Genomic DNA, 21,193 nt, shown 5'->3' on the forward strand with positions numbered 1-21,193 from the left:
GCGTTGATCGGCTGCGATTCTGTCCGGGATAAATTACGTTTCCATTCGAAAGCGGTCCAAGCTGAAGCTGGCAGCCTCAGCTTGGCCCTGTCATGCGCCGAATGCCTACGAAAAGGATCAGCGTCAGGTAAATCCAGATAGAAGAGAAGACGGTCAACCCGTCCTGTTGACTTGCCGTCAATTGCAAGGGTTCAGCGAAAAGTGTCGACGCTGCACGAGCTGCTAGCCCAGGTAGGGCGCAGGCTGTCATCAGTGCGAAAAGCTTGAGCGAGCGAAGATATATGCTGACGACCAGCCATCCTAGGATGAGGCCCCATGTGGGCAACTGCACGGTTCATGCACCAACTTTCGATTTCTTAGGCATCAGTTCCGTCCTCGAAGGCTGTCTGAAACTGGAAGCAGGCGAAGCCATAGCCATCCGATCGCCGGGACGACCAAAAGCAGGAACACAAGGGAGGCATAGTCGAGCAACGACAATTCCGCGGCGACTGGGTTAGCTCGCAAGAGACACAGACCTGCGATTGTGGCTCCGGTGCCTCCGAAAATGGCCGGTCCCCAGACAGTCACGGCCGACTCAATGACCAGCATTACCGCCAGTTGTGGTTCCTTCAGCCCGAGAACCCGATAGAGAGCAAAATCTTGCTTGCGTGCCCCCCACCGCCCGAGTGCAAGCGACAACAAGAGCGCGAATCCTAAATAGGGGCCGATCTTGGACGGACGGCTATCGAGTTCTTGCTGGGGAGTCAGTTGCAATTGGTCGAGGGAATAGAAGGGTCGCACGAAAACCGGCGACGGGCTAAACCAGCTCGCTAGGACGGAACGCACCTTCTCGACCGCGCCGGATTCGCTCTCAACGAGACACTCTGCAACAGTCTCGGTCGGGGAGGCAGCGTAGACGGCAGCTGATTCGAACCGGTCGCTCCGAGGCGATACGGGCAAGACCTGCTGAATTTCCAGGTTCGCGCTCGGATTGTGACTTGAGCTGGCTGGCACTAAGGGGACCGTTGACCCTCTAACAAGTCCAAGTCGAGAAGCCAGCGCATTGCCAATGGCTACACCTGTGAGCTTCGGACTGTCTGGCCAAACGATTTGAAGCCAAGACGGACTGGCGGACAGAAGAAGCAGGTTGTTTCGGGGATCCAGCGAAGTATGGATAATTTCTGATGAGGCCACTCCGCCGGCCCGGAGTACACCTTCGACGCTGGCTAGCCGCTCGCACGCCTGTGAAGACATTGGCGATCGGTCCTGAGTCGTGACCACCAGGACGTTCACCCCACGAAGAAGTTGTCTGCTGGCGCGTTCTGATATTCCAGTGACGTCTAAGTGAGTAGCCAGGACGACGGACCCTCCGACCAGAAGGCTCACGACGACCGAGACTACTGCTCGAAGCCGGGGACCGAGGGAATTTGCTATTGATTCCGTTGAGACTGAGCGGGCGGAGAAACCTGACCGGTGCGGAGGCCAGTTTTTTCGTGGCCTAGTTGACATCGTGCACTGCTGGCTGGAGGGTGATGACCAGGTCGGCCCTAGCTGAGACGTACTCGTCGTGGGTGGCCACAACGACAAGGGAACCGCTAGATACGGCAGCTCGAAGTCCATCGCACACGGCCCCTCGCGCATGTGCATCGAGCGCTGCGGTTGGCTCGTCGGCTAACACGAGTTCGCCGGCGCACGCAATTGAACGGGCCACAGCAACCCTTTGGCGCTCACCACCTGAAAGCGAAAACCCACGTTTGCGCATCAGATGGCCGATCCCGAGCGAATGCGCGGCACCAAGACTTACGCGCATTGACGACGTCGCATCCAATCCTTTTGACAAAGGACCCAGCATGATGTTTGCGCTTACGGTTCGATGAGCCAGTATTGGTGCCGATTGAACGATCCAGTCGACGCTCATCCTGTCGGAAAAGCCAGACATTGCAAAACTGCCATCAGTCGGCTCTATTTGCCCTGCCAGTATGGAAAGGAGGGTGGTCTTCCCAGCTCCCGAGGGACCCCTGACGGCAATGAAGCCGGGGCCTACCAGCGAGGCATCAATCCCCGCCAGCACCTGCCTTGAACCATAGGATTTGGACACCCTGATGAGATCTATTCGCACGATCTGTCTCCAATACTTGGCGAGATTTCGACGTACTGGCCCGGCGATATATCCGCCGTGATGACCGTCTGCCCAGCAGAGGATGAGATGATCGCAACCCGTTTGGATCTCTTCGTCCCATCAAGTTCCCGCGATATTACGCAAGTCTTGTCTGTTTTCGAGGCAAACACTGCTGCCGACGGTACGCGGAGACTACCCTTGACGGACGGCGCTTTCAGCCTTGCATCGGTTGCCCGGGCCCCTTCCTGAACGAGGGTCCTTAGAGTTGTTTTGCCTGAGTTCGAAAGCTGTTGACGGTCGGCGTTCAGTTCGAGTTCTATCTCGCCTAAGAACAGGCGCTCCTGTGGGAGAGCTTCAAGTTTGGGGGTCTGAGGGATGGGAGGCGTCTTCGAGGTTTCGGCGCCTGGTTCCGTTGCGTCAGTTGCCGGCTTCGAGACAGTACCTGGCATCACGAGAACTGCATTAGAGACCTGCTTCAATTCCGACGCAACTTCAGCCCCAAACGTCGGCGCCATTGTGCCCTGAATCAGGTGGGTGCTCCCAACGCTTACGGCTTCGCTAGGCAGGAAGACAAACCAAGACGATGAGAATGTTTCTCCGCTGGCGGGCCTCACACCTAGCTTGATCTGGAGCTGCCTAACAAAGGCAGCTGTCGAGGAACTATAGCGATCTCCAACCGGATTGCCAAAGCCTAAGCGCGTGAGAACGGCATTTAGCTTACTTACTTCTGGACCTACATCGCCCACCCTTAGCTCGCCGAAGAAAGGTGTTTCGGTATGTACGGCTAAGCGTGATATGCCATTGACCACGGCAACCTTGTCGCCATCGTTGATGGCTTCCCCGGTCCTTAGATGCACCGCTTGTACCACTCCGTCCCACGCGGGCGCATACAGCTTGGAACCATCTTGCCAGTCCATCGATATTTGAACTTCGCGCGAAGTCTCCGCATCACTGGCTTGCGCGGGGGACCAAACTTCCTCTCTCAGCCTTTCTATTCGGACGGCCGCCGCGTTCTGCGTCACAACCCACACCGCTGCCGCTGGGGCGAGGAGCCATGTTGCAACTCCTATTCCCAGCAGGCAGCGGCGGGCTATCTTGCTAGCACGCATTTCAAAAGCTCACGTCGACAGTTGCAAGCTTTGGGTAGAGCCTCATTGCATTCTCTTCGACGCAGGAGGTAGCGGCTTTCGCTTGGGGCGAGAGGACTCCGTCACCACCGACTGGCTTTTCGCCCACCAGGTCCACGAGCAAACCTGGCTTTGAAGGAGCCTCAAAGCCAGCAGCCGCAATGCAGTCCTTGGTGGCAGCCCACAATGCTGAATCCATCACCTTTTTAGACGTGTTTTCGAAGACAGCTGCAACCATGGACCAGTGTTGTTCTTTGCAACTTGAATAGTCGGCAGCTGCCTTCTCGGGGTTTCGGCCGTGGAGCTTCAACACAAAGGAATAAGTGACCCCGTTTAAGGGATTCGTCTGAGGTTCCGACAGGGAGTAACCCTTCTCCTCCACGCAATCCCGCAGGTTCATAAACGCGCCCTCATACTGTGGAAAGCTCACCGACCCTTGCTCCAGGATGTCGGCTTGCCTAACTTTTCCCTCTGTTCGCAGCTGGCGGCCTATTTCTTTTACCTGCTCTGAGCTAATTGTCGGGCCAGAGGTAAGTGAAGCCTGCGTCGGCTTCTCAGAGCAGGCCGTCAGCAATGCGATCAAAGGAAGAAGGAGGGCAAGAGAAACACATTTCCTGCTATGCATTGGGACAATTTCCTAGGATTCGAACGAAGACCCGTCGACGCCGTGCGTCCCGGTTACTGTCCTCCAAGTCGAGATGGTCGTCGCGATGTAGCTCGCTGAAATGAGCGAGTTGTCACTGATCGACGATCCGTCGGTGACCATCACCTTGAGGGTGTTATATGGATTCCAGCACCAGCCGTCCTTAGCCGTGGACGCCTTTCCTGTGCCACTGGCCGTCCAGCTGTTTCCGACAAGCTTTATGGTTCCGCAGTTCCACGTCGTGACAGTCCGAACTTGGCAGCTGGCGGCTTGCGCTGGCGAGCTCAGGAAAGTCAGGACCAATACAGCTGCGCCCGCGATCAGGACACGAATGAAGTTTTTCATGGCTGTTCCCTTCTACTGTTTTGGCACAGAACTGCTTGTTCCATGACCAGATTGGCGTCTGGCAATGAATATGGTCGCGATCCGGACTGTCCGGAGCCGGCTATGCCCATCCCCATCGGCAATCTAAGGCCGGCTTTCGCCATCTGGGTGGTCAAACCCAAGAAATAGGTGGTCCACGCGGACTGTCTAGGTGTGCAATTCCGCGCGATCTAGCGGTTCCTGCTGCGCGTCTAGGTGTGCAGTCGTCTCCGTCTAGGTGCAGGGCTGCCCCGTCTATCATTGGACGGTGAGTGAAACCCTGCCCCCTTGCCCTGAATGCGCCAGCGAATACACCTACGAGATGGGTGCTTTGCTCGTCTGCCCCGAGTGTGCCCACGAATGGTCGCCAGCCGTGTCCGATGAAGATGACGCGGGAGCCGAGTCAACAGAGATCAAGGACGCCGTCGGCAACGTGCTCGCAGACGGCGATACGGTCACAGTGATCAAGGACCTCAAGGTCAAAGGCAGCGCCACGGCCATCAAGGTCGGCACCAAGGTCCGCAACATTCGCCTGGTGAACGGCGTGGGCGACCACGACATCGACTGCAAAGTGGACGGCTTCGGCCCCATGCAGCTCAAATCCAGCGTCGTCAAGAAAGTCTGACGCGCGGCCAAGACAACACCAAAGAAACAAACGAACCCCGCCGTTCCACTAAGGAGCGGCGGGGTTCGTCGTTTAGGCACGCGGCCCCGCAAGCACGACACGCACCTCGTGCGTGAAACAACAGACCCTCAGGCCCCCTGAAGTGCCCCCAGTGCCCCCAGCGCCTTGACCAGCGGCTCAAGTTCCGGCACGGACTCAGCGGCAGCGAGAGACTCCGCCAGGGTTTCGTCGTGCACCGGCCGGGCGGCCAGCAACAGCTTCTGGCCAGCCTCGGTAAGTTCCGTGTAGATTCCGCGGCGATCGTCGGCGCATAGGATCCTGGTCAGCAGCGCGCGGTCCTCGAGTCGGTTCACCAACCGTGTGGTGGCGCTGCTGGAAAGCGCTGTAGCCCTGGCCAGCTGCTGCATCCGCATGTGCCAGCCGTCCTGGCGGCTCAAGGCGTCCAGCACTGTGTACTCGACCACCGAGAGATCTGCAGCTGACTGCAACGCCTTCTCCAATGCTGCCTCGATGTTGCCGTGCAGCGCCGCGAGAGTCCGCCACCCCTGCGCCCGCACCTCAACGGCGTCGTCCTTGATGCCCATGTCTCCCGTAACTCCTGCCGATCGATGAAGAAACCTGACGCACGCAAAGTAGTTGTTTGCGCAATTACATGGCGTGTGCAACTATATATGCAGCGTCTGCAACTAATATTCTACGGTTCTCGACGACGCACTTCCAGTCTCACGGGAATCCATCCCCACAAAGGAGCACAACATGCCTGCAGGGTTGATCGCCCTTGCCCTGGGCGGATTCGGCATTGGGTTGACCGAGTTCGTCATCATGGGCCTCTTACCCGAGATCGCCAGCGATTTCGGAGTCAGCGAAGCATCCGCCGGTTGGTTCATCACCGGCTACGCGCTCAGCGTGGTTGTCGGCGCCCTCTTGGTCACAGCAGCCGTCACCCGCTTGCCCCGGAAGCCCGTGCTGATCGGACTCTTGGTCTTGTTCATTGCCGGTAACTTCCTCTCCGCCATTGCGGACAGCTATCCGGCCATGCTCATCGGACGCATTGTTGCCGCGCTCTGTCACGGAGCCTTCTTCGGCATTGGCTCAGTCGTCGCAGCCAGCTTGGTCCCGGCCAACAAGAAGGCCGGAGCCATCGCCATCATGTTTACTGGCCTCACCGCCGCCAACGTACTGGGAGTGCCTTTCGGAACCTTCCTTGGCCAGAACCTCGGCTGGCGATCCACCTTCTGGGCCATTACCTTCATTGGCGTCGTCGCCCTCGTCGGCATCGCCCTCATGGTCCCTCGCACCAAGGACGACGCCGTTACCAGCAACCTCCGCACCGAGCTTGGCGCTTTCGCATCCGGCCAAGTGTGGCTCTCCATCATCGTCACCATCCTTGGCTTCGGCGGAATGTTCGGCGCCTTCACCTACATCGCCTTCACCCTAACCGAGGTCTCCGGATTCGATCCCCATGCCGTGCCGTGGCTCCTGGTCCTGTTTGGCGGCGGCTTGTTCGTCGGTAACATTGCCGGCGGCAAAGCGGCCGACAAGTCCATTGACAAAACCCTCGTGGTGATCCTTGCGGGCCTGGTGCTGGTGCTCGTGTTCTTCGCCGTCACCGCCACGAGCCCCGTGGCCACCCTGTTCTCGCTGGCACTCATGGGCGGCTTCGGCTTCGCCACCGTGCCGGGCCTGCAGATGCGCGTCATGCACTTTGCCACCACAGCGCCTGCCCTCGCCTCCGGTGCGAATATCGGCGCCTTTAACCTAGGCAACGCCCTGGGAGCATGGTTGGGCGGCGTCACCATCAGCTGGGGCTTGGGCTACACCTCGCCCATCTGGGCCGGGGCCGTCATTACCATCGCCGCCCTGATCGTCCTGATCGCCGCCGCGGCAGCAGCCCGGCGTGGGGGAGCGGCGCAGCCGGCTTCCGCCCCGCAAGGAGCCCCCGACGTCGTACGCGAACCAGAGGGATCACCGGTCGCCTGAGCGCAACACAAGAGAGCCCGCCGCAGGATTGTTGGTTTCAAAGGACAGCGGCGGGCTCTCCGTGAATCAAGCGTCGTCGCCGCTGCCGCGTTTGGCCAGGATCTCGCCATTGGTCTGGCACGTCGGGCAGTACTGGAGCGAGGTCCCCACAAAGGTAACCTCCCGCACGGTGTCTCCACAGACCGGGCAAGCTTCTCCCGTCCGGCCGTGCACGCGCATGGAGGCTTTCTTGGCTGGCTTCAGCTCGCTCGGCTTTTTGCCCGTGAACTCCCGGACGGCGCCTTCGAGGATCTCCTTCATTGTTGTGAAAAGGCGCTCCACCGCGTGAGAGTCCAGCGAGGAAGCGGTGGCGACGGGAGAAAGCTTCGCTGTGTGGAGGATTTCGTCGCTGTAGGCGTTCCCGATACCCGCCATGAGTTTTTGGTTCTTCAGGATTCCTTTGATCTGCTGCCTGTGCGTGAAAAGCCGGCTGAACTCGTCCAGGCCGAAGCCGGTGTCGAGAGGATCCGGACCAAGCTCCGCTATGCCATGGACCTCCGCCGGGGCCCGAACGATGAAGATGGCCAATCCCTTCCACGTTCCCGCATCCGTAAGGGTCACGCCGTAATCGTGGCCGTCGTTCGAAAAGCCCATCTGCGCGGCGAAGTAGCCACCCGCCGCGGTGGATTCGGCAGCCGGCTGTTTATCTGAGAATTTGAGCCAGCCTGCCTTTGCGAAATTGACGATCAAGTACAGGGGCCCTGTTGAGCCTCCTCCCTTGGCCGCATCGGCGGAAGGAGCGATCTTGAAAGCCAGGAATTTTCCCTGCCGCCCGACGGAATCGATTGTCCCCCCGATCAGCGATTCATAGGGAACGTCAGCAACCTTCAAGGCGAACGCCGATGGCATCAGCAATTGGGTGAGCTGCGCTCCGGATAGCCGCTCGTCCAGAAAATCGGTGAGGGCAGTGAGTTCGGGCAGTTCCGGCATGATCGCGCTCCTTCGACGGCGTTGCAGGACTGTGCGGCTCGAGTCTGGTTCCAATCATCCCAGACACCTGTGGGGAGGAGGGGTGGATGTGCTTATACTTTCAGCGGTGGCCGGAAGTCCGGGCCGCCGTCGTGGTCCGTAACGTCCCGATGAAAGGCGACTCATGAGCAACATTCCTGCCGATCTTTCCTACACCGCCGAACATGAATGGGTCAGCGCCCCGAATGCAGACGGCGTCGTGCGCGTCGGCATCACGGACTTCGCCCAGGACGCACTCGGCGATGTTGTCTACGCCCAGCTGCCAGAGCCCGGCACCACGGTGAAGGGTAACGACGTCGTGGGTGAGGTCGAGTCCACGAAGAGCGTGAGCGACATTTACGCCCCCGTCAGCGGCGAAATTGTCTCCCGCAATGAGGCCCTCGATAGTGACTCTGCCCTGATCAACTCGGATCCCTACGGTGACGGTTGGCTGTTCGAGGTAAAGCTTTCGGAAGCTGACGCCATCGAGACCCTGCTCAGTGCATCAGAGTACGAACAACAGGTAGGCTAAAAGGTATCTGGCCCGCCAAGTCGGTTCTCCTCAAAACAGGGGACCGGTTGCGGCGGGCCAGCGACCCGTTTGGCCCGGCGGAACCGGGCAGATGCGTAACCGGCAGTTGGCAACAATTGCTGGCGGATGAGGAGGATTTCCATGGTTGGCGGCAAGCGGAACCAAGCCCGGGACGAGCACGGTGCAGTAGAACAGCCAACGTCGGAAACCACGTCAATCCAGCTCACGCCTGTGCGCCACCACGAGCAGGATGTCCGCCCGTCCTTGGCAGCTGAGGAGCGCGCGGCGGTGCAGGCTTTGCCCCCGGGCTCGGCGTTGCTGATTGCCCACACCGGCCCCAACGCCGGTGCGCGGTTCCTTCTGGACTCGGACACCACTACGGCCGGTCGCCACCCGGATGCGGACATCTTCCTGGACGACGTGACGGTTTCGCGTAAGCATGTCGAGTTCGTGCGCACACCCGAGGGCTTCGAAGTAGTGGACACCGGAAGCCTCAACGGCACCTATGTCAACCAAGACCGGGTAGACAACGTCCTGCTCAAGAACGGCAGCGAGGTCCAGATTGGCAAGTTCCGCCTCACCTACTACCTGAGCCCTGCCCGCGCCGCAGGCCAAGACTGATTCCGGGTACGCCTGTGGCAATGGCCCAGCCGGAACGGCGCGGACCGCAGGTCCTCAACATTGGAGAGGTCCTCGCACAGCTCAGCGACGACTTTCCCACCATGACGGCGTCCAAGATCCGTTTTCTTGAGGAAAAGGGACTGATCAATCCGAAGCGGACTCCTGCCGGATACCGCCAGTATGCCGAGAGCGACGTCGAGCGTTTGCGCTTCGTGTTGGCGCTCCAGCGCGACCAGTACCTGCCGCTCAAAGTCATCAAGGATTACCTGGACGCGATCGACCGCGGCGAACGTCCGGAAAACCTTCCGCCCGGCGTGTCGGTTTCCCCGCGAATAGTCTCGGACGAATTGGCCGCTGAATTGCAGGGCCACGCGCGCGCCTTGAGTGAGGAACAACTTCGGACGGAATCCGGCGCCAGCGTCCCGCTTTTGCAGTCCCTTCTCAGCTTCGGGCTCATCAGTCACGTCAATGGAAAATTCGACGAACACGCCCTTCAAGTGGCGCGGGCATGCGTCCAGCTTGAAAGCCATGGACTTGAGCCCAGGCACCTGCGGCCCTTCCAAGCCGCAGCCGAACGTGAATTCGGCCTGGTGGAGCGGGTTGTTGCGCCGCTGACGTCCCGCAAGGATGCGGCATCGCAGTCGCGGGCAGCCGAAGCCGCCCGGGAAATCAGCGAACTCTGCCTCAGCCTGCACCGTGCCTTGGTGCAGGACCGTATCTCCCGTATGGACGCATGATGATCGAGGTCGAGATTGTTGGAGTGCGGATTGAACTGCCTTCAAACCAGCCTCTGGTTCTCCTGCGTGAGATGCACGGGGAACGCCATGTTCCCATCTGGATCGGCACGCCCGAGGCCAGCGCCATCGCCTTGGCCCAGCAGGGTGTAGTGCCGCCCCGGCCCATGACCCACGATCTCCTGATCGACGTCGTCGAGGCGCTCGGCCACACGATCATCAGTGTGAATATCGTGGCGGTTGAGGACAATATCTTCTACGGTCAACTCCAATTCGACGATGGCACAGTGGTCAGTTCCCGGGCGTCTGATGCGCTGGCGCTTGCCTTGCGGGCGAAATGCCGCATCTGGTGTGCCGATGCCGTGATGGATGAAGCAGGCGTCCGGATCACCGAACACGATGAAGGCGAAGATACCGAGCCCGGCCCCGAAGTCGACGAAGAACGCGAATTGCGCCGTTTCCGGGAGTTCCTGGATGACGTGGAACCTGAGGACTTCGAAGGCTGACGCCTGCTTAAGGTTAAAGTTGAGGGTGAAAGTTTCGACACGACGTGAAATTGGTCCGGACGTCTTTGACCTGAGGCCCCTGCGCGCCTAACGTCGAAGGTATCAAGTTCCCGTTGCATACAGGACCCGCGCAAGTCACACTGAAAGGTGCGGACGCGTTGAAATTACACGACTGCATTTCCCTTTCGTGTTGGCCGCCGTATGCAGCCTCCCCAAGGGAACTTCTGACAAGGAGGGTCACGTGAGTCCCAAAGGCGAAGCAGGCGAGCTAAAGCAGGCCTCAGCAGGCATTGCTGTACCCGCAAGCGGTGCCCAGGGTCTGCTCTTCACCGAGGACCTTCCGGTCCTGGATGAAGATGCCGGCTACCGCGGTCCCACCGCGTGCAAGGCAGCAGGGATCACCTACCGCCAACTGGACTACTGGGCGCGTACCGGACTGGTCGAACCCGCTGTCCGTGGCGCAGCTGGCTCTGGGTCGCAGCGGCTCTACGGTTTCCGGGACATTCTGGTCCTCAAAGTCGTCAAGCGCCTCCTGGACACAGGGGTGTCCCTCCAGCAGATCCGCACTGCCGTTGAGCACTTGCGCGAGCGCGGAGTGGAAGACCTGGCCCAAATCACACTGATGAGCGACGGCGCGAGTGTCTATGAATGCACTTCTGCGGACGAAGTCATTGATCTGGTCCAGGGAGGCCAGGGCGTATTCGGCATCGCAGTTGGCCGCGTCTGGCGTGAAGTCGAAGGCAGTCTCGCTGCCCTCCCGAGCGAGCATGCCGCAGAGCAGTCCTTTCCGGACGACGAACTGAGCAAACGCCGTTCCGCGCGCCGCACGGGCTAGACGGACGCCGCACAGGCTGACCCGCCGTCGGGATCGCCCCAACGGCCATCTGAAGACCGATGAAGCCGCCTTCCAACCGGAAGGCGGCTTCATCGCATTTCTCGTCAGTGACGCACGTTTGCGGCGCAGGCGCCGGCCTTTGTCAGCGCTGGCGGCGTTCCCGCGTACCGTTCTGTGAGGACAGCATGTTCTCCAGGAGAGTGTCAAACAGCTTGGCCGTGTTCTTGGCGGAATCGCCGGGCCAGTGATGTACAGCGTGCGCGGCACCCTGGATTTGCTGCCAGTTCGCCTGCTCCGGAATATGTGGCGCGAGCAAGAGCTCGCCGAACATCGACTCCATCTCGGCGAGCCGGAAAGTGTGCTCGGACGAAGCGGGGCGGACCCGGTTGGCTACGATCCCGGCGGGCGCCAGTTGGGGAGCGAATTCCTGGCGGAATAGTTGTATTGCACGCATGGTGCGTTCCGTGCCGGCCACTGAGAAGAGCCCGGGTTCGGCAACAAGCACGACGCGGTCACTCGCGCTCCAGGCCATGCGGGTGAGTCCGTTGAGCGATGGGGGACAATCCACAAGGACCAGCTCATATTTTTCGGCTGCGGCAAGGACTGAAGTGAGCCGGCGGAGATCGCGACGTCCGAGGTCTGGCCGATCGTAGATTCCGGTGTAGGCGGATCCGACGGCGACATCGAGGGCAGTCCCTCCGCCATGACGGCGTGCCTGTTCAACCCAGCCACTGCTGACCACGTTGTCCAAGAGCCTGGCCTTGCGGGGATTCTTCAGCATGCGGCCAATGTCGAGCTGTTCGCCGGCCTGGACGCCGAGGGCGGTGGTGGCGTCGGCGTGGGGATCCAGGTCCACAACAAGGGTGGGGATGCCTGCTGCCAGTGCGGCCGAGGCCAACCCAGTGGTTACGGATGTCTTTCCCACGCCGCCCTTAAGGCTGCTGATGCTGACTACTTGCACTTGAAAACCCAAAACCTAACGCCGGTTGCCGTGTCGCGGTGCTTGTATTCCGGCTTACCGGAACCGGGGCTCTGCCGCCGCCCTTCAACATCATATGTTGAGTGGCCACTGTTTCCTGCCTTATCAGCCCTGAACAGCTTGGATGGCTTGTTACTTCTCTGGTCTTTAGCACGCGAATCGGTATCGTGCGCGAAGGTACACTGCTCGTGACGAATCCCGATGTGACTGTCACCACAAAGATTTGTGTTTGGGTATGGAGGTCTTACACACTGTGACCACCGACCGTTACACCCGCAATGATGCAGGAGAAGCATGTTTTCCAAGATTCTGGTGGCTAATCGCGGCGAAATCGCGATCAGGGCCTTCCGCGCTGGCTACGAACTCGGCGCCAAGACCGTAGCGGTCTTCCCGTATGAGGATCGCAACTCGATCCACCGGCAGAAGGCTGATGAGGCCTATCTGATTGGGCAGGAGGGCCATCCGGTCCGTGCCTACCTTGACGTGGCCGAAATCGTCCGTGTCGCCAAAGAGGCCGGGGCTGACGCGATCTACCCGGGCTACGGATTCCTGTCCGAGAACCCTGATCTCGCACGGGCAGCCAAGGATGCAGGCATCACCTTTGTCGGCCCGCCGGCGGAAGTGCTCGAGCTGGCCGGCAACAAGGTCGCCGCCCTCGAGGCCGCCCGCAAGGCCGGCGTGCCGGTGTTGAAGTCCAGCGCGCCTTCCCGCGACATCGCCGAGCTCATCGCCGCAGCCGACCAGATTGGCTTCCCGATCTTCGCCAAGGCTGTCGCCGGCGGTGGTGGCCGCGGCATGCGGCGGGTTGAGACCCGCGAGGACCTCCCTGAAGCCCTCCAGTCGGCCATGCGCGAAGCCGACGCCGCCTTCGGCGATCCCACCATGTTTTTGGAACAAGCCGTGCTGCGTCCGCGTCACATAGAGGTCCAGATCCTGGCCGATGGCGAGGGCAATGTCATGCACCTCTTCGAGCGCGACTGCTCCTTGCAGCGCCGCCACCAGAAGGTCGTGGAAATCGCTCCGGCTCCCAACCTGGACGAGTCCATTCGCCAGGCCCTGTACCGGGATGCCGTGGCCTTCGCCAAGGCACTGAACTACGTCAACGCAGGAACGGTCGAATTCCTCGTGGACACCGAGGGCGAACGCGCCGGCCAGCACGTCTTCATCGAGATGAACCCGCGCATCCAGGTGGAGCACACGGTCACCGAGGAAATCACCGACGTCGACCTCGTTCAGGCACAGATGCGCATCGCATCCGGTGAGACCCTTGCAGACCTCGGCCTGAGCCAGGAGTCGGTATCCATCAAGGGTGCCGCCCTGCAGTGCCGCATCACCACGGAAGATCCCGCCAACGGCTTCCGCCCCGACGTCGGAAAGATCACCGGCTACCGTTCCGCAGGCGGCGCGGGTGTGCGTCTCGACGGCGGTACGGTCTACTCGGGCGCCGAGATCAGTCCGCACTTCGACTCCATGCTGGTCAAGCTCACCTGCCGCGGCCGCGACTATCCGGCCGCCGTGGCCCGTGCTCGGCGCGGCCTCGCCGAGTTCCGGATCCGTGGCGTATCCACCAACATCCCTTTCCTCCAGGCAGTTCTAGCCGATCCGGACTTCATTGCTGGAAACGTTGCCACCGACTTCATCGACAAGCGCCCCGAGCTGCTGAAGTCCCACGTCTCCGCGGACCGCGGAACCAAGCTGCTGACGTGGCTCGCCGACGTCACGGTCAACAAGCCCAACGGGGAGCTCAAGGTCCACACGGACCCGGCCGCCAAGCTCCCTTCGGTTGCAGGGGTCGTCGCACCTGCCGGATCCCGCCAGAGGCTTCAGGAATTGGGTCCGGAAGGATTCGCCAAGGCCCTGCGCGAGCAGACCGCCGTTGCGGTCACGGACACCACATTCCGTGACGCACACCAGTCGCTCCTTGCCACGCGCGTCCGTACCCGCGATCTCGTCGCAGCCGGCCCTGCAGTGTCCGCCCTGCTGCCCGAACTGCTGTCGGTCGAGGCCTGGGGCGGTGCCACCTACGACGTCGCGCTGCGCTTCCTCGGCGAAGATCCTTGGGACCGGCTCGCCGCTTTGCGCAAGGCCCTGCCCAACGTCTGTATCCAGATGCTGCTTCGTGGCCGCAACACCGTTGGTTACACGCCGTACCCGGAAGAAGTCACCGAGGCATTCGTCAACGAGGCCGCAGCAACGGGCATCGATATCTTCCGCATCTTCGACGCCCTCAACGACGTCAACCAGATGGCTCCGGCCATCCGTGCGGTACGTGCCACCGGCACCGCCGTAGCCGAAGTCGCGCTCTGCTACACCGGTGACCTCCTCGACCCGAACGAGAAGCTGTACACGCTCGACTACTATCTGGACCTTGCCCAGAAGATCGTCGACGCCGGTGCACACATCCTGGCCATCAAGGACATGGCCGGGCTGCTTCGCCCTGCGGCGGCTGCCAAGCTCGTCAGCGCCCTGCGAGAGCGTTTCGACCTCCCGGTCCACTTGCACACCCACGACACCGCAGGCGGCCAGCTGGCCACCCTGCTGGCAGCCGTGGACGCCGGCGTGGACGCCGTCGACGTCGCGTCTGCGTCCCTGGCCGGCACGACGAGCCAGCCCTCGGCGTCGGCCCTTGTAGCCGCCCTGGCACACACCCCGCGGGATACTGGCCTCAGCCTTGCGAGCGTCAGCGCGCTGGAGCCCTACTGGGAAGCTGTCCGGCGCGTCTACGCACCGTTCGAATCCGGGCTTCCGGGTCCCACGGGCCGGGTTTACCAGCACGAGATCCCGGGTGGGCAGCTGTCCAACCTGCGCCAGCAGGCCATGGCGTTGGGGCTTGGCGAGCGTTTTGAAGCCATCGAGGACATGTACACCGCAGCGGACCGCATTCTGGGCCGCCTGGTGAAGGTGACGCCGTCTTCCAAGGTGGTGGGCGACCTCGCGCTGCACCTGGTGGGAATCAATGCGGATCCGGCGGACTTCAACGAGAACCCGCAGAACTACGACATCCCGGATTCCGTCATCGGATTCCTGTCCGGTGAACTGGGAGATCCTCCCGGAGGATGGCCGGAGCCGTTCCGCACCAAGGCACTCCAGGGCCGCAGCATCAAGGTCCGCGACGTCGAACTGAGCGCCGAAGACAGTGCGGCCCTCAAGGGCGATTCCAAGACCCGCCAAAGGACCCTGAACCGGCTGCTCTTCGACGGTCCCACGAAGGACTACCTCAAGAGCGTCGACACCTACGGCAACCTGTCAGTCCTAGACACCCGCGACTACCTTTATGGTCTTCAGCTCGGCGCTGAACACGTCATGGAGCTCGAAAAGGGCGTCCGCCTGATCGCTTCCTTGGAAGCAGTCTCGGAGCCGGACGAAAAGGGCATGCGCACCGTCATGTGCAAGCTCAACGGCCAGTCCCGCCCCGTGGTGGTTCGCGACAAGTCAGTGGTGAGCAACGTGAAGGCTGCGGAGAAGGCAGATGCTTCCCAGCCAGGCCAGGTCGCAGCGCCGTTCGCCGGTGCCGTGACCCTGACCGTCAAAGCGGGCGACGCCGTGAAGGCGGGCGACACCATCGCCACCATCGAGGCGATGAAGATGGAAGCGTCCATCACGACGCCGGTTGCCGGCACCGTCTCGCGCATCGCCATCAACAAGGTGGAGCAGGTTCAGGGCGGCGATTTGTTGATCGTCGTCGAATAACCCGCACGCTGCTCCGTTGAGGGCATGAAGGAAGGTCCCGGGCTCAATGAGCCCGGGACCTTCGCTTTATTCTGTTTTCGGCTGCGTCACGAAGCCGCGTCAGGACGCCTTGGGCGCCGAATACATTTCCTCGATCACGGCGTCGAAGTCTTTCATGACCTGGGCGCGCTTGACCTTCAAAGAGGGTGTGAGGTGGCCGGATGCCTCGGTAAAGTCGGACGGCACAATCCTGAACGACTTGATCGCCTCCGCATGGGAGACGGATTGGTTCGCGTGGCTGATCAGTTCCTGGACGGCCGCCCGGACCATGGTGTTGTCCGCGGCGTCCGCCGGAGTGGTGGATGTTGGAAGGCCATGCCGTTCCAACCAGCCGGGGAGTGCTTCCTCGTCGAGGGTGACCAGCGCGCCGATGAAGGGCCGGTTGTCGCCGATCACCAAGACCTGGGACACCAGCGCGTCCGCCCGGATTTGGTCCTCGAGGAGGGCCGGCACCACGTTCTTGCCGCTGGCCGTGACGATGATTTCCTTCTTGCGCCCGGTGATCTTCAGGAAACCCTGTTCATCCAGTTCACCGATATCACCTGTACGGAACCAACCGTCCACGAAGGTGTCTGCGGCGAGGTCATCCCGCTTGTAATAGCCCTTCATGACGCAGACGCCCTTGGCGAGGATTTCGCCGTCGTCGGCGATCTTGACGGCATTGCCCGGGAGCGGTGCCCCTACCGTGCCGATCTTGATCAGGGACGGGGTGTTTACTGAAATGGGTGCCGTGGTCTCGGTCAAGCCGTACCCTTCCAGGATCTGCAAGCCGATACCGTGGAAGAAATGGCCCAGCCGTTCGCCGAGGGGGCCGCCGCCGGAGACGGCGTGGCTCACGTGGCCACCCATGGCTGCGCGGAGCTTCCCGTACACCAAACGGTCGAATACGCCGTGCTTGAGCCTCAGCACCAGCCCGACGGAGCCCGACTGCTGCGCCTTGGAGTAGGCGATCGCCGTGTCCACGGCTTTGTGGAAAATGGCGCCCTTGCCACCGTCCTCTGCCTTGGTGAGCGCCGAGTTGAAGACCTTCTCGAAGACGCGGGGAACGGCGAGTATGAATGACGGCTGGAAACTTTGCAGGTCACCGAGAAGATTCTTGATATCAGGAGTGTGGGCCACTTGGGAGCCGGCTGCCACGGCCAGGACCGAGATAAAGCGGGCAAAGACGTGGGCCAACGGGAGGAACATGATGGTCTTGGCATCCTCGTTGACGACGTCACCGAGGGAAGCCAGGGCGTTCTCCGAAAGTTCCACGAAGTTGCCGTGGGTGAGTTCGCAACCCTTGGGACGGCCCGTGGTGCCGGAGGTGTAGATGATAGTGGCGACGTCGGCAAGCACGGCACTGCTGCGGCGGGACTCAAGTTCCTCGTCGCTGACGCCGCTACCCGCGCTGCGGAGGACATCAAGGCCGCCGCCTTCGAGCTGCCAGACGTGGGCGACTGAGCTGAGGCCTTCAGCCGTGACTGCTTGGCGGATAATGTCCTCGTGGTGTGCAGACTCGGCGAATGCCGCAACTGCGCCCGAGTCACCCAGGTTCCAGGCCACCTGCGACGGCGATGACGTTTCGTAGATCGGCACCGAGATGCCTCCCGCAAACCAGATGGCGAAGTCCACGAGGGACCATTCGTACCGTGTCCTGGACATGATGCCCACGCGGTCGCCTAGGCCGACACCGCTGGCGATCAAGCCTTTTGCCAGCGCCGAGACGTCTTTGAGGAACTCCGTTGCCCGGATGTGCTGCCATTGGCCAGCGCCGTTGAGCTTGGCAAACAGTGCGGGGTCGGATGGTTTGGCAGCCTGGCGAACCGCGAGGTCCGTGATGTTGGTTTCGGGGGCAACATTCACCAGGGGCGGAACACTGAATTCACGCACGATAGCTCCTTTGATATCAACAGACCATTGCGGGGCTGCTCTAACTCTATACGGCCCAGTAATGGGTGTGTCGCAATTCACCAATTTCAAGTTACTGATGAGTAACTTTACTTGACGCGTGCCAATCATCCAACGCGGCCGGGCATGGCGCCTGTTCATGCGGGTGCCATGTCCGTACATATGCGGCACTCGGAATAGGATGGCGGCATGCCTCTGAATTCATCCAACGACCAGACCGCGGCACGTGTTCGGAAGACTTCCTGGTCCGGTTCGACCGCAACGGCCCGGCACCCCGGCTCCACAGGCGGCGGCGCGCGATGGGAGTCGGTTCCCTGGGCTGCCCGCCGCTCCCATCTTGGTCGTAGGGGACTGGCTATCGGGATCGACATTGGCGGCACGAAGGTTGCTGCGGGCGTTGTGGATCCCTCGGGCAACGTGGTCGAGGAAGCGCGGCGCTCAACTCCTGGCAATGACGCCAGGGCCGTGGAGCAGGTAATCGTCGAGCTTGTCCAGGAGCTGGGCAGAAGCCATCGCATTGCCTCTGTGGGGATCGGTGCGGCTGGCTGGATGGATCTCGACGGCGGCACGGTGCTCTTCAGCCCGCATCTCGCCTGGCGCAACGAACCACTGCGTGAAAACCTGCAGAGCTTGCTGAGGCGCCCGGTACTGGTCACCAACGACGCCGACGCTGCCGCTTGGGCTGAATGGCGCTTCGGCGCAGGGCAAGGGGAAAGCAGACTCGTCTGCATCACGCTCGGCACCGGTATCGGTGGTGCCATGGTCATGGACAGCCGCGTGGAACGTGGGAGGTTCGGGGTAGCGGGGGAGTTTGGCCACCAGATCGTCGTGCCCGGCGGGCATCGCTGCGAATGCGGAAACCGAGGCTGCTGGGAGCAATATGCGTCCGGGAACGCGCTCGGCAGGGAAGCCCGGGAGCTCGCCCTCCGGAATTCCCCGGTTGCCTACGAATTGCTGAAAGCCGCCGGAGGAACCGCGGAAAACATTACAGGCGTCACCGTGACCGAGCGGGCAAAAGCCGGAGACTCGGCCTCGAGGGAGCTCCTGGAAGAGGTGGGGCACTGGCTCGGACTCGGCCTCGCGAACCTCGCGGCCGCTCTGGATCCGGGGACGTTTGTTATCGGAGGCGGACTGTGCGACGCCGGAGAGCTATTGGTCGGCCCCGCCCGGACCGCGTTCACCCGGAACCTCACGGGCCGCGGTTTCCGCCCTGCAGCCGCCATCAAGCTTGCCGCACTGGGACCACGGGCAGGGATGATCGGCGCCGCCGATCTGTCCCGGGTCAGCGGCAGGGCGCACGGCTAGCACAAGCTCCGCCGCGCGGTAATCAGCGGTGCGGCACCCCCTTAGACGCGGGCGCCGTCGTCGTTCTCGTCTTTTTCCTGGGGCAGCTTCATGATGAGATACACCACCGATGCCAGAAACGCGGTCAAGATCCCCATGACAGCCAAGAGGGGCGCCGAGCGCCAAAACATTGCCGTAAACAGCAGGGCAATCGGGCCGCCCACTGCTCCGAGCCAAGCGAGCATGGTCAGCGGTTCCGTGCCGGCCAGGCTCGGCGGGTCCTCGGGCACAAACCCGTCCTCGTCCCCGACCTCGTAGTCGCGCGGACCGTTCGCGCCTTCGCCTTCGCCTTCGCGCGCCTCGCTCTCATCGCGAGCATCCCTCCTGGCCAATCCAAGGGGATCGAAGTCTTGGAAAGAGCGGGACGTGGACGTGCCAGGAACCGAGTCCGGCCCTGAACCCGATTCTGTTCCTGGATCCTTGTGGAGCTCTTCCGCCAGCCGCGGTTCATCCAGCGCCGAGGAAGGCATCGACTCAAGCCGGGCCACCAGATCCAGCCAGACGGCATCGTCGTCCTTGTTGGCGCTTTGGTCCGGCGAGTCCGGTCCCGGCCTATTCATGGGGTAAGTCCCGGAGTTCGGCGCCGGACGGGCGGGCAGGGGCGGAACCGTTGATCAATCCAGCCATCGTTTTCCGGATGAACTCGGCCGAGCCGCGGAAGATCTCCAGGGCATCGTTGTCCAGGGTGGCCACGTGGTAGCTGTTCTCCAAGGTGCTGAACTCCATCGAAGCGGTGACGCGCTCCCTTAGCTGTTTGATGCTTGCGTCCGAAACCACGTGGTCCACGGAGGAGCGGAAGACGCGCACGGGCGCGGAAATCCGGGGGAGAAGACTGATGGTGTCCTTGTACATCTTCTTCAACTCATGGGCGGCCGCGACTGGAGTCCTCGGGTAGGCCCCCTCGTCCATGCCTGGTTTGAGGATGTCGTTGGCAATGGCCGGGGTGGATCTCAGGACGTACTTGAGGAGGCCAACCACTGCAGCGCGGGGGTCATCGATCACTAGTCCCGGGTTGACGACGACGGTGCCGGCTACGGGGCGAGTAGCCGCGATCCGGAGAGCTAGAGCCCCGCCCATCGACAATCCGGCGGCGAAGACGAAGTCGCACTCGGCCTGGAGCTTGAGATACGCCGCATCCACCGCGTGGTGCCACTCTTGCCAGTGCCGTGTTGCCATGTCCTGCCACGTGGTCCCGTGGCCTGGAAGCAGAGGGAGGCGGACTGCGTAGCCTTCCGCGGCGAGGTACTCGGCCCAGGGGCGCATGCTGTGGGGACTGCCAGTGAAGCCGTGGCTCATCACGACGCCGATGCTGGGTCCACTACCGGTGAAGTCGCTGGCGTACGGCGAGGGATCGGGGAGAGTGTTCATGATGACTCCGAGGCTACTCTGTTGGCGGCATGCTGCAGGAAAAAGGTGGTCGATTCCTCAAGTATTGTCGCCGCATCAACGTCGAGAGTGGCCACATGGCCGCTGTGTGGCAGCGGGATCACACGGAACTCCCGCGAGCCCAGGCGACGGCGGATCATCTCCAGCGAGCTTGGCGGCACGACGGCGTCCTTCAGGGACGCGAACACCAGCGCCGGTGCCGAAACAGCGGGCAAAGATCGATAGCTTGAACGGAAGAGCTTCTTGAGTTCGTGCACGGCTGACAACGGCGTCCGTGAGTAGTCGCCGTCGTCCGTGGGCGTCGCCGTCGGGTCTTGCTCCTCGATGGGAGCGGTGGAGCGCATGAAGTGCTTGAGGGCGCCAATGTAGCGGACGCGGCGATCATAAAAGCTCAGCCCCGGGTTGACCACGGCCACACCAGCTACAGGCTGCCGTGAAGCCACCCTGAGCGCCACTGCACCGCCCATGGACAATCCGGCAACATAGCAAGAGCTTGTACGGGCAGAAAGATCAAGGTAGCTGGCTTCAAAGGCGCCGTACCAATCGTGCCAACTGGTCCGCGAGAGTTCTCGCCAGTCCGTACCGTGGCCCGGCAGCAGGGGCACCGTCACGGCAAACCCCTGGGCGGCCAAGTGTTCGGCCCACGGCAGGATACTGAGCGGGCTGCCCGTGAAGCCATGGCAAATGGCTACCCCGGTGCCGGCGTTTGGACCGTGGCCGGGGTAGTGCAAAGGGCCGATGACGCCCGGAACACTGCTTTCCGTCATGAGTCCATCGTGTCACTGTTCGGGACATTTCTCACTGGAGTAGGGTG

Annotated in this window: 20 protein-coding genes; 9 read left to right on the plus strand and 11 right to left on the minus strand. The window is 61.8% G+C overall.

Annotated features, from left to right (window positions below; translation table 11 throughout):
* Positions 1–1,477: 1,477 nt before the first annotated feature.
* The 4 genes from HNP00_RS10925 to HNP00_RS10940 are packed head-to-tail and all read right to left on the minus strand — an operon-like array spanning position 1,478 to position 4,213.
* Positions 1,478–2,098: an ATP-binding cassette domain-containing protein gene (locus tag HNP00_RS10925; RefSeq protein WP_184738925.1), complete on the minus strand. Its 621-nt coding sequence runs from the start codon at positions 2,096–2,098 to the stop codon at positions 1,478–1,480.
* Positions 2,089–3,207, minus strand: a complete 1,119-nt coding sequence (locus HNP00_RS10930) for a hypothetical protein (RefSeq protein ID WP_184738927.1) — start codon at positions 3,205–3,207, stop codon at positions 2,089–2,091. The genes HNP00_RS10925 and HNP00_RS10930 overlap by 10 nt, the downstream gene beginning before the upstream one ends.
* 1 nt (position 3,208) lies before the next feature.
* Entirely contained in the window at positions 3,209–3,850 is a 642-nt protein-coding gene (locus tag HNP00_RS10935) for a hypothetical protein (protein WP_184738929.1), read from the minus strand.
* 12 nt (positions 3,851–3,862) lie between these two features.
* A complete protein-coding gene (locus tag HNP00_RS10940; RefSeq protein ID WP_184738931.1) occupies positions 3,863–4,213 on the minus strand; it encodes a hypothetical protein in 351 nt (116 codons plus the stop codon).
* 286 nt (positions 4,214–4,499) lie between these two features.
* Here HNP00_RS10940 and HNP00_RS10945 point away from each other — a divergent pair, with 286 nt between their 5' ends.
* A complete protein-coding gene (locus HNP00_RS10945; RefSeq protein WP_184738933.1) occupies positions 4,500–4,856 on the plus strand; it encodes a zinc ribbon domain-containing protein YjdM in 357 nt (118 codons plus the stop codon).
* Between the two features lie 128 nt (positions 4,857–4,984).
* Here HNP00_RS10945 and HNP00_RS10950 read toward each other — a convergent pair whose 3' ends face one another.
* Positions 4,985–5,440 carry a MarR family winged helix-turn-helix transcriptional regulator gene (locus tag HNP00_RS10950; RefSeq protein ID WP_184738936.1) on the minus strand — a complete coding sequence of 152 codons (456 nt, stop codon included), beginning with the start codon at positions 5,438–5,440 and terminating at the stop codon, positions 4,985–4,987.
* 172 nt (positions 5,441–5,612) lie between these two features.
* Between HNP00_RS10950 and HNP00_RS10955 the strand changes: the two genes are divergently transcribed.
* Entirely contained in the window at positions 5,613–6,836 is a 1,224-nt protein-coding gene (locus HNP00_RS10955) for an MFS transporter (protein WP_184738938.1), read from the plus strand.
* A 66-nt stretch (positions 6,837–6,902) separates the two neighbouring features.
* Here HNP00_RS10955 and HNP00_RS10960 read toward each other — a convergent pair whose 3' ends face one another.
* Entirely contained in the window at positions 6,903–7,805 is a 903-nt protein-coding gene (locus HNP00_RS10960) for a DNA-formamidopyrimidine glycosylase family protein (protein ID WP_184738940.1), read from the minus strand.
* A gap of 163 nt (positions 7,806–7,968) precedes the next feature.
* On the opposite strand from HNP00_RS10960, the gene gcvH reads away from it, so the two are divergent.
* From gcvH to HNP00_RS10985, 5 genes are all read left to right on the plus strand, one after another.
* The gene (gene gcvH, locus HNP00_RS10965) at positions 7,969–8,355 is read left to right on the plus strand and encodes a glycine cleavage system protein GcvH (RefSeq protein WP_184738942.1); all 387 of its coding nucleotides are present in this window, start codon (positions 7,969–7,971) and stop codon (positions 8,353–8,355) included.
* Between the two features lie 141 nt (positions 8,356–8,496).
* Complete coding sequence (locus HNP00_RS10970; protein WP_184738944.1) at positions 8,497–8,976, plus strand: FHA domain-containing protein; 480 nt, start codon at positions 8,497–8,499, stop codon at positions 8,974–8,976.
* Positions 8,977–8,996: 20 nt separating this feature from the next.
* On the plus strand, positions 8,997–9,713 hold the full coding sequence (locus HNP00_RS10975) for a MerR family transcriptional regulator (protein ID WP_184738946.1): 717 nt from the start codon (positions 8,997–8,999) through the stop codon (positions 9,711–9,713).
* Positions 9,713–10,216: a bifunctional nuclease family protein gene (locus HNP00_RS10980; RefSeq protein WP_184739384.1), complete on the plus strand. Its 504-nt coding sequence runs from the start codon at positions 9,713–9,715 to the stop codon at positions 10,214–10,216. The genes HNP00_RS10975 and HNP00_RS10980 overlap by 1 nt, the downstream gene beginning before the upstream one ends.
* Before the next feature lie 241 nt (positions 10,217–10,457).
* Complete coding sequence (locus HNP00_RS10985) at positions 10,458–11,051, plus strand: MerR family transcriptional regulator (protein ID WP_184738948.1); 594 nt, start codon at positions 10,458–10,460, stop codon at positions 11,049–11,051.
* 142 nt (positions 11,052–11,193) lie between these two features.
* Here HNP00_RS10985 and HNP00_RS10990 read toward each other — a convergent pair whose 3' ends face one another.
* Positions 11,194–12,012, minus strand: a complete 819-nt coding sequence (locus HNP00_RS10990; RefSeq protein WP_184738950.1) for a ParA family protein — start codon at positions 12,010–12,012, stop codon at positions 11,194–11,196.
* Positions 12,013–12,324: 312 nt separating this feature from the next.
* Between HNP00_RS10990 and HNP00_RS10995 the strand changes: the two genes are divergently transcribed.
* Entirely contained in the window at positions 12,325–15,720 is a 3,396-nt protein-coding gene (locus HNP00_RS10995; protein WP_184738952.1) for a pyruvate carboxylase, read from the plus strand.
* A gap of 99 nt (positions 15,721–15,819) precedes the next feature.
* Here the strand turns inward: HNP00_RS10995 and HNP00_RS11000 are convergent, their stop codons facing one another.
* Complete coding sequence (locus tag HNP00_RS11000) at positions 15,820–17,631, minus strand: long-chain fatty acid--CoA ligase (RefSeq protein ID WP_184738954.1); 1,812 nt, start codon at positions 17,629–17,631, stop codon at positions 15,820–15,822.
* A 207-nt stretch (positions 17,632–17,838) separates the two neighbouring features.
* On the opposite strand from HNP00_RS11000, the gene HNP00_RS11005 reads away from it, so the two are divergent.
* Complete coding sequence (locus HNP00_RS11005) at positions 17,839–18,954, plus strand: ROK family glucokinase (protein ID WP_184738956.1); 1,116 nt, start codon at positions 17,839–17,841, stop codon at positions 18,952–18,954.
* 41 nt (positions 18,955–18,995) lie between these two features.
* Here HNP00_RS11005 and HNP00_RS11010 read toward each other — a convergent pair whose 3' ends face one another.
* From HNP00_RS11010 to HNP00_RS11020, 3 genes are read right to left on the minus strand one after another with little or no spacing between them, the layout of a single operon-like run.
* Positions 18,996–19,553 (minus strand): hypothetical protein, encoded by a 558-nt coding sequence (locus HNP00_RS11010; protein WP_184738958.1) that lies wholly within the window; start codon positions 19,551–19,553, stop codon positions 18,996–18,998.
* On the minus strand, positions 19,546–20,361 hold the full coding sequence (locus tag HNP00_RS11015; protein WP_184738960.1) for a carboxylesterase: 816 nt from the start codon (positions 20,359–20,361) through the stop codon (positions 19,546–19,548). Before HNP00_RS11015 ends, HNP00_RS11010 begins: the two co-directional genes overlap by 8 nt.
* The gene (locus HNP00_RS11020; protein WP_184738962.1) at positions 20,358–21,146 is read right to left on the minus strand and encodes a carboxylesterase; all 789 of its coding nucleotides are present in this window, start codon (positions 21,144–21,146) and stop codon (positions 20,358–20,360) included. Before HNP00_RS11020 ends, HNP00_RS11015 begins: the two co-directional genes overlap by 4 nt.
* Positions 21,147–21,193: the final 47 nt, after the last annotated feature.

The sequence above is a fragment of the Arthrobacter sp. AZCC_0090 genome, assembly GCF_014207375.1.
In the GTDB taxonomy this organism is placed as follows: Bacteria; Actinomycetota; Actinomycetes; order Actinomycetales; family Micrococcaceae; genus Arthrobacter.

Excerpts from the sequence above, each read along its gene's own strand:
- HNP00_RS10930 (WP_184738927.1), bottom strand. The coding sequence starts at position 3,207 with ATGCGTGCTAGCAAGATAGCCCGCCGCTGCCTGCTGGGAATAGGAGTT.
- HNP00_RS10935 (WP_184738929.1), bottom strand. The coding sequence starts at position 3,850 with ATGCATAGCAGGAAATGTGTTTCTCTTGCCCTCCTTCTTCCTTTGATC.
- HNP00_RS10940 (WP_184738931.1), bottom strand. The coding sequence starts at position 4,213 with ATGAAAAACTTCATTCGTGTCCTGATCGCGGGCGCAGCTGTATTGGTC.
- HNP00_RS10950 (WP_184738936.1), bottom strand. The coding sequence starts at position 5,440 with ATGGGCATCAAGGACGACGCCGTTGAGGTGCGGGCGCAGGGGTGGCGG.
- HNP00_RS10955 (WP_184738938.1), top strand. The coding sequence starts at position 5,613 with ATGCCTGCAGGGTTGATCGCCCTTGCCCTGGGCGGATTCGGCATTGGG.
- HNP00_RS10960 (WP_184738940.1), bottom strand. The coding sequence starts at position 7,805 with ATGCCGGAACTGCCCGAACTCACTGCCCTCACCGATTTTCTGGACGAG.
- gcvH (WP_184738942.1), top strand. The coding sequence starts at position 7,969 with ATGAGCAACATTCCTGCCGATCTTTCCTACACCGCCGAACATGAATGG.
- HNP00_RS10970 (WP_184738944.1), top strand. The coding sequence starts at position 8,497 with ATGGTTGGCGGCAAGCGGAACCAAGCCCGGGACGAGCACGGTGCAGTA.
- HNP00_RS10975 (WP_184738946.1), top strand. The coding sequence starts at position 8,997 with ATGGCCCAGCCGGAACGGCGCGGACCGCAGGTCCTCAACATTGGAGAG.
- HNP00_RS10980 (WP_184739384.1), top strand. The coding sequence starts at position 9,713 with ATGATCGAGGTCGAGATTGTTGGAGTGCGGATTGAACTGCCTTCAAAC.
- HNP00_RS10995 (WP_184738952.1), top strand. The coding sequence starts at position 12,325 with ATGTTTTCCAAGATTCTGGTGGCTAATCGCGGCGAAATCGCGATCAGG.
- HNP00_RS11005 (WP_184738956.1), top strand. The coding sequence starts at position 17,839 with ATGCCTCTGAATTCATCCAACGACCAGACCGCGGCACGTGTTCGGAAG.
- HNP00_RS11010 (WP_184738958.1), bottom strand. The coding sequence starts at position 19,553 with ATGAATAGGCCGGGACCGGACTCGCCGGACCAAAGCGCCAACAAGGAC.
- HNP00_RS11015 (WP_184738960.1), bottom strand. The coding sequence starts at position 20,361 with ATGAACACTCTCCCCGATCCCTCGCCGTACGCCAGCGACTTCACCGGT.
- HNP00_RS11020 (WP_184738962.1), bottom strand. The coding sequence starts at position 21,146 with ATGACGGAAAGCAGTGTTCCGGGCGTCATCGGCCCTTTGCACTACCCC.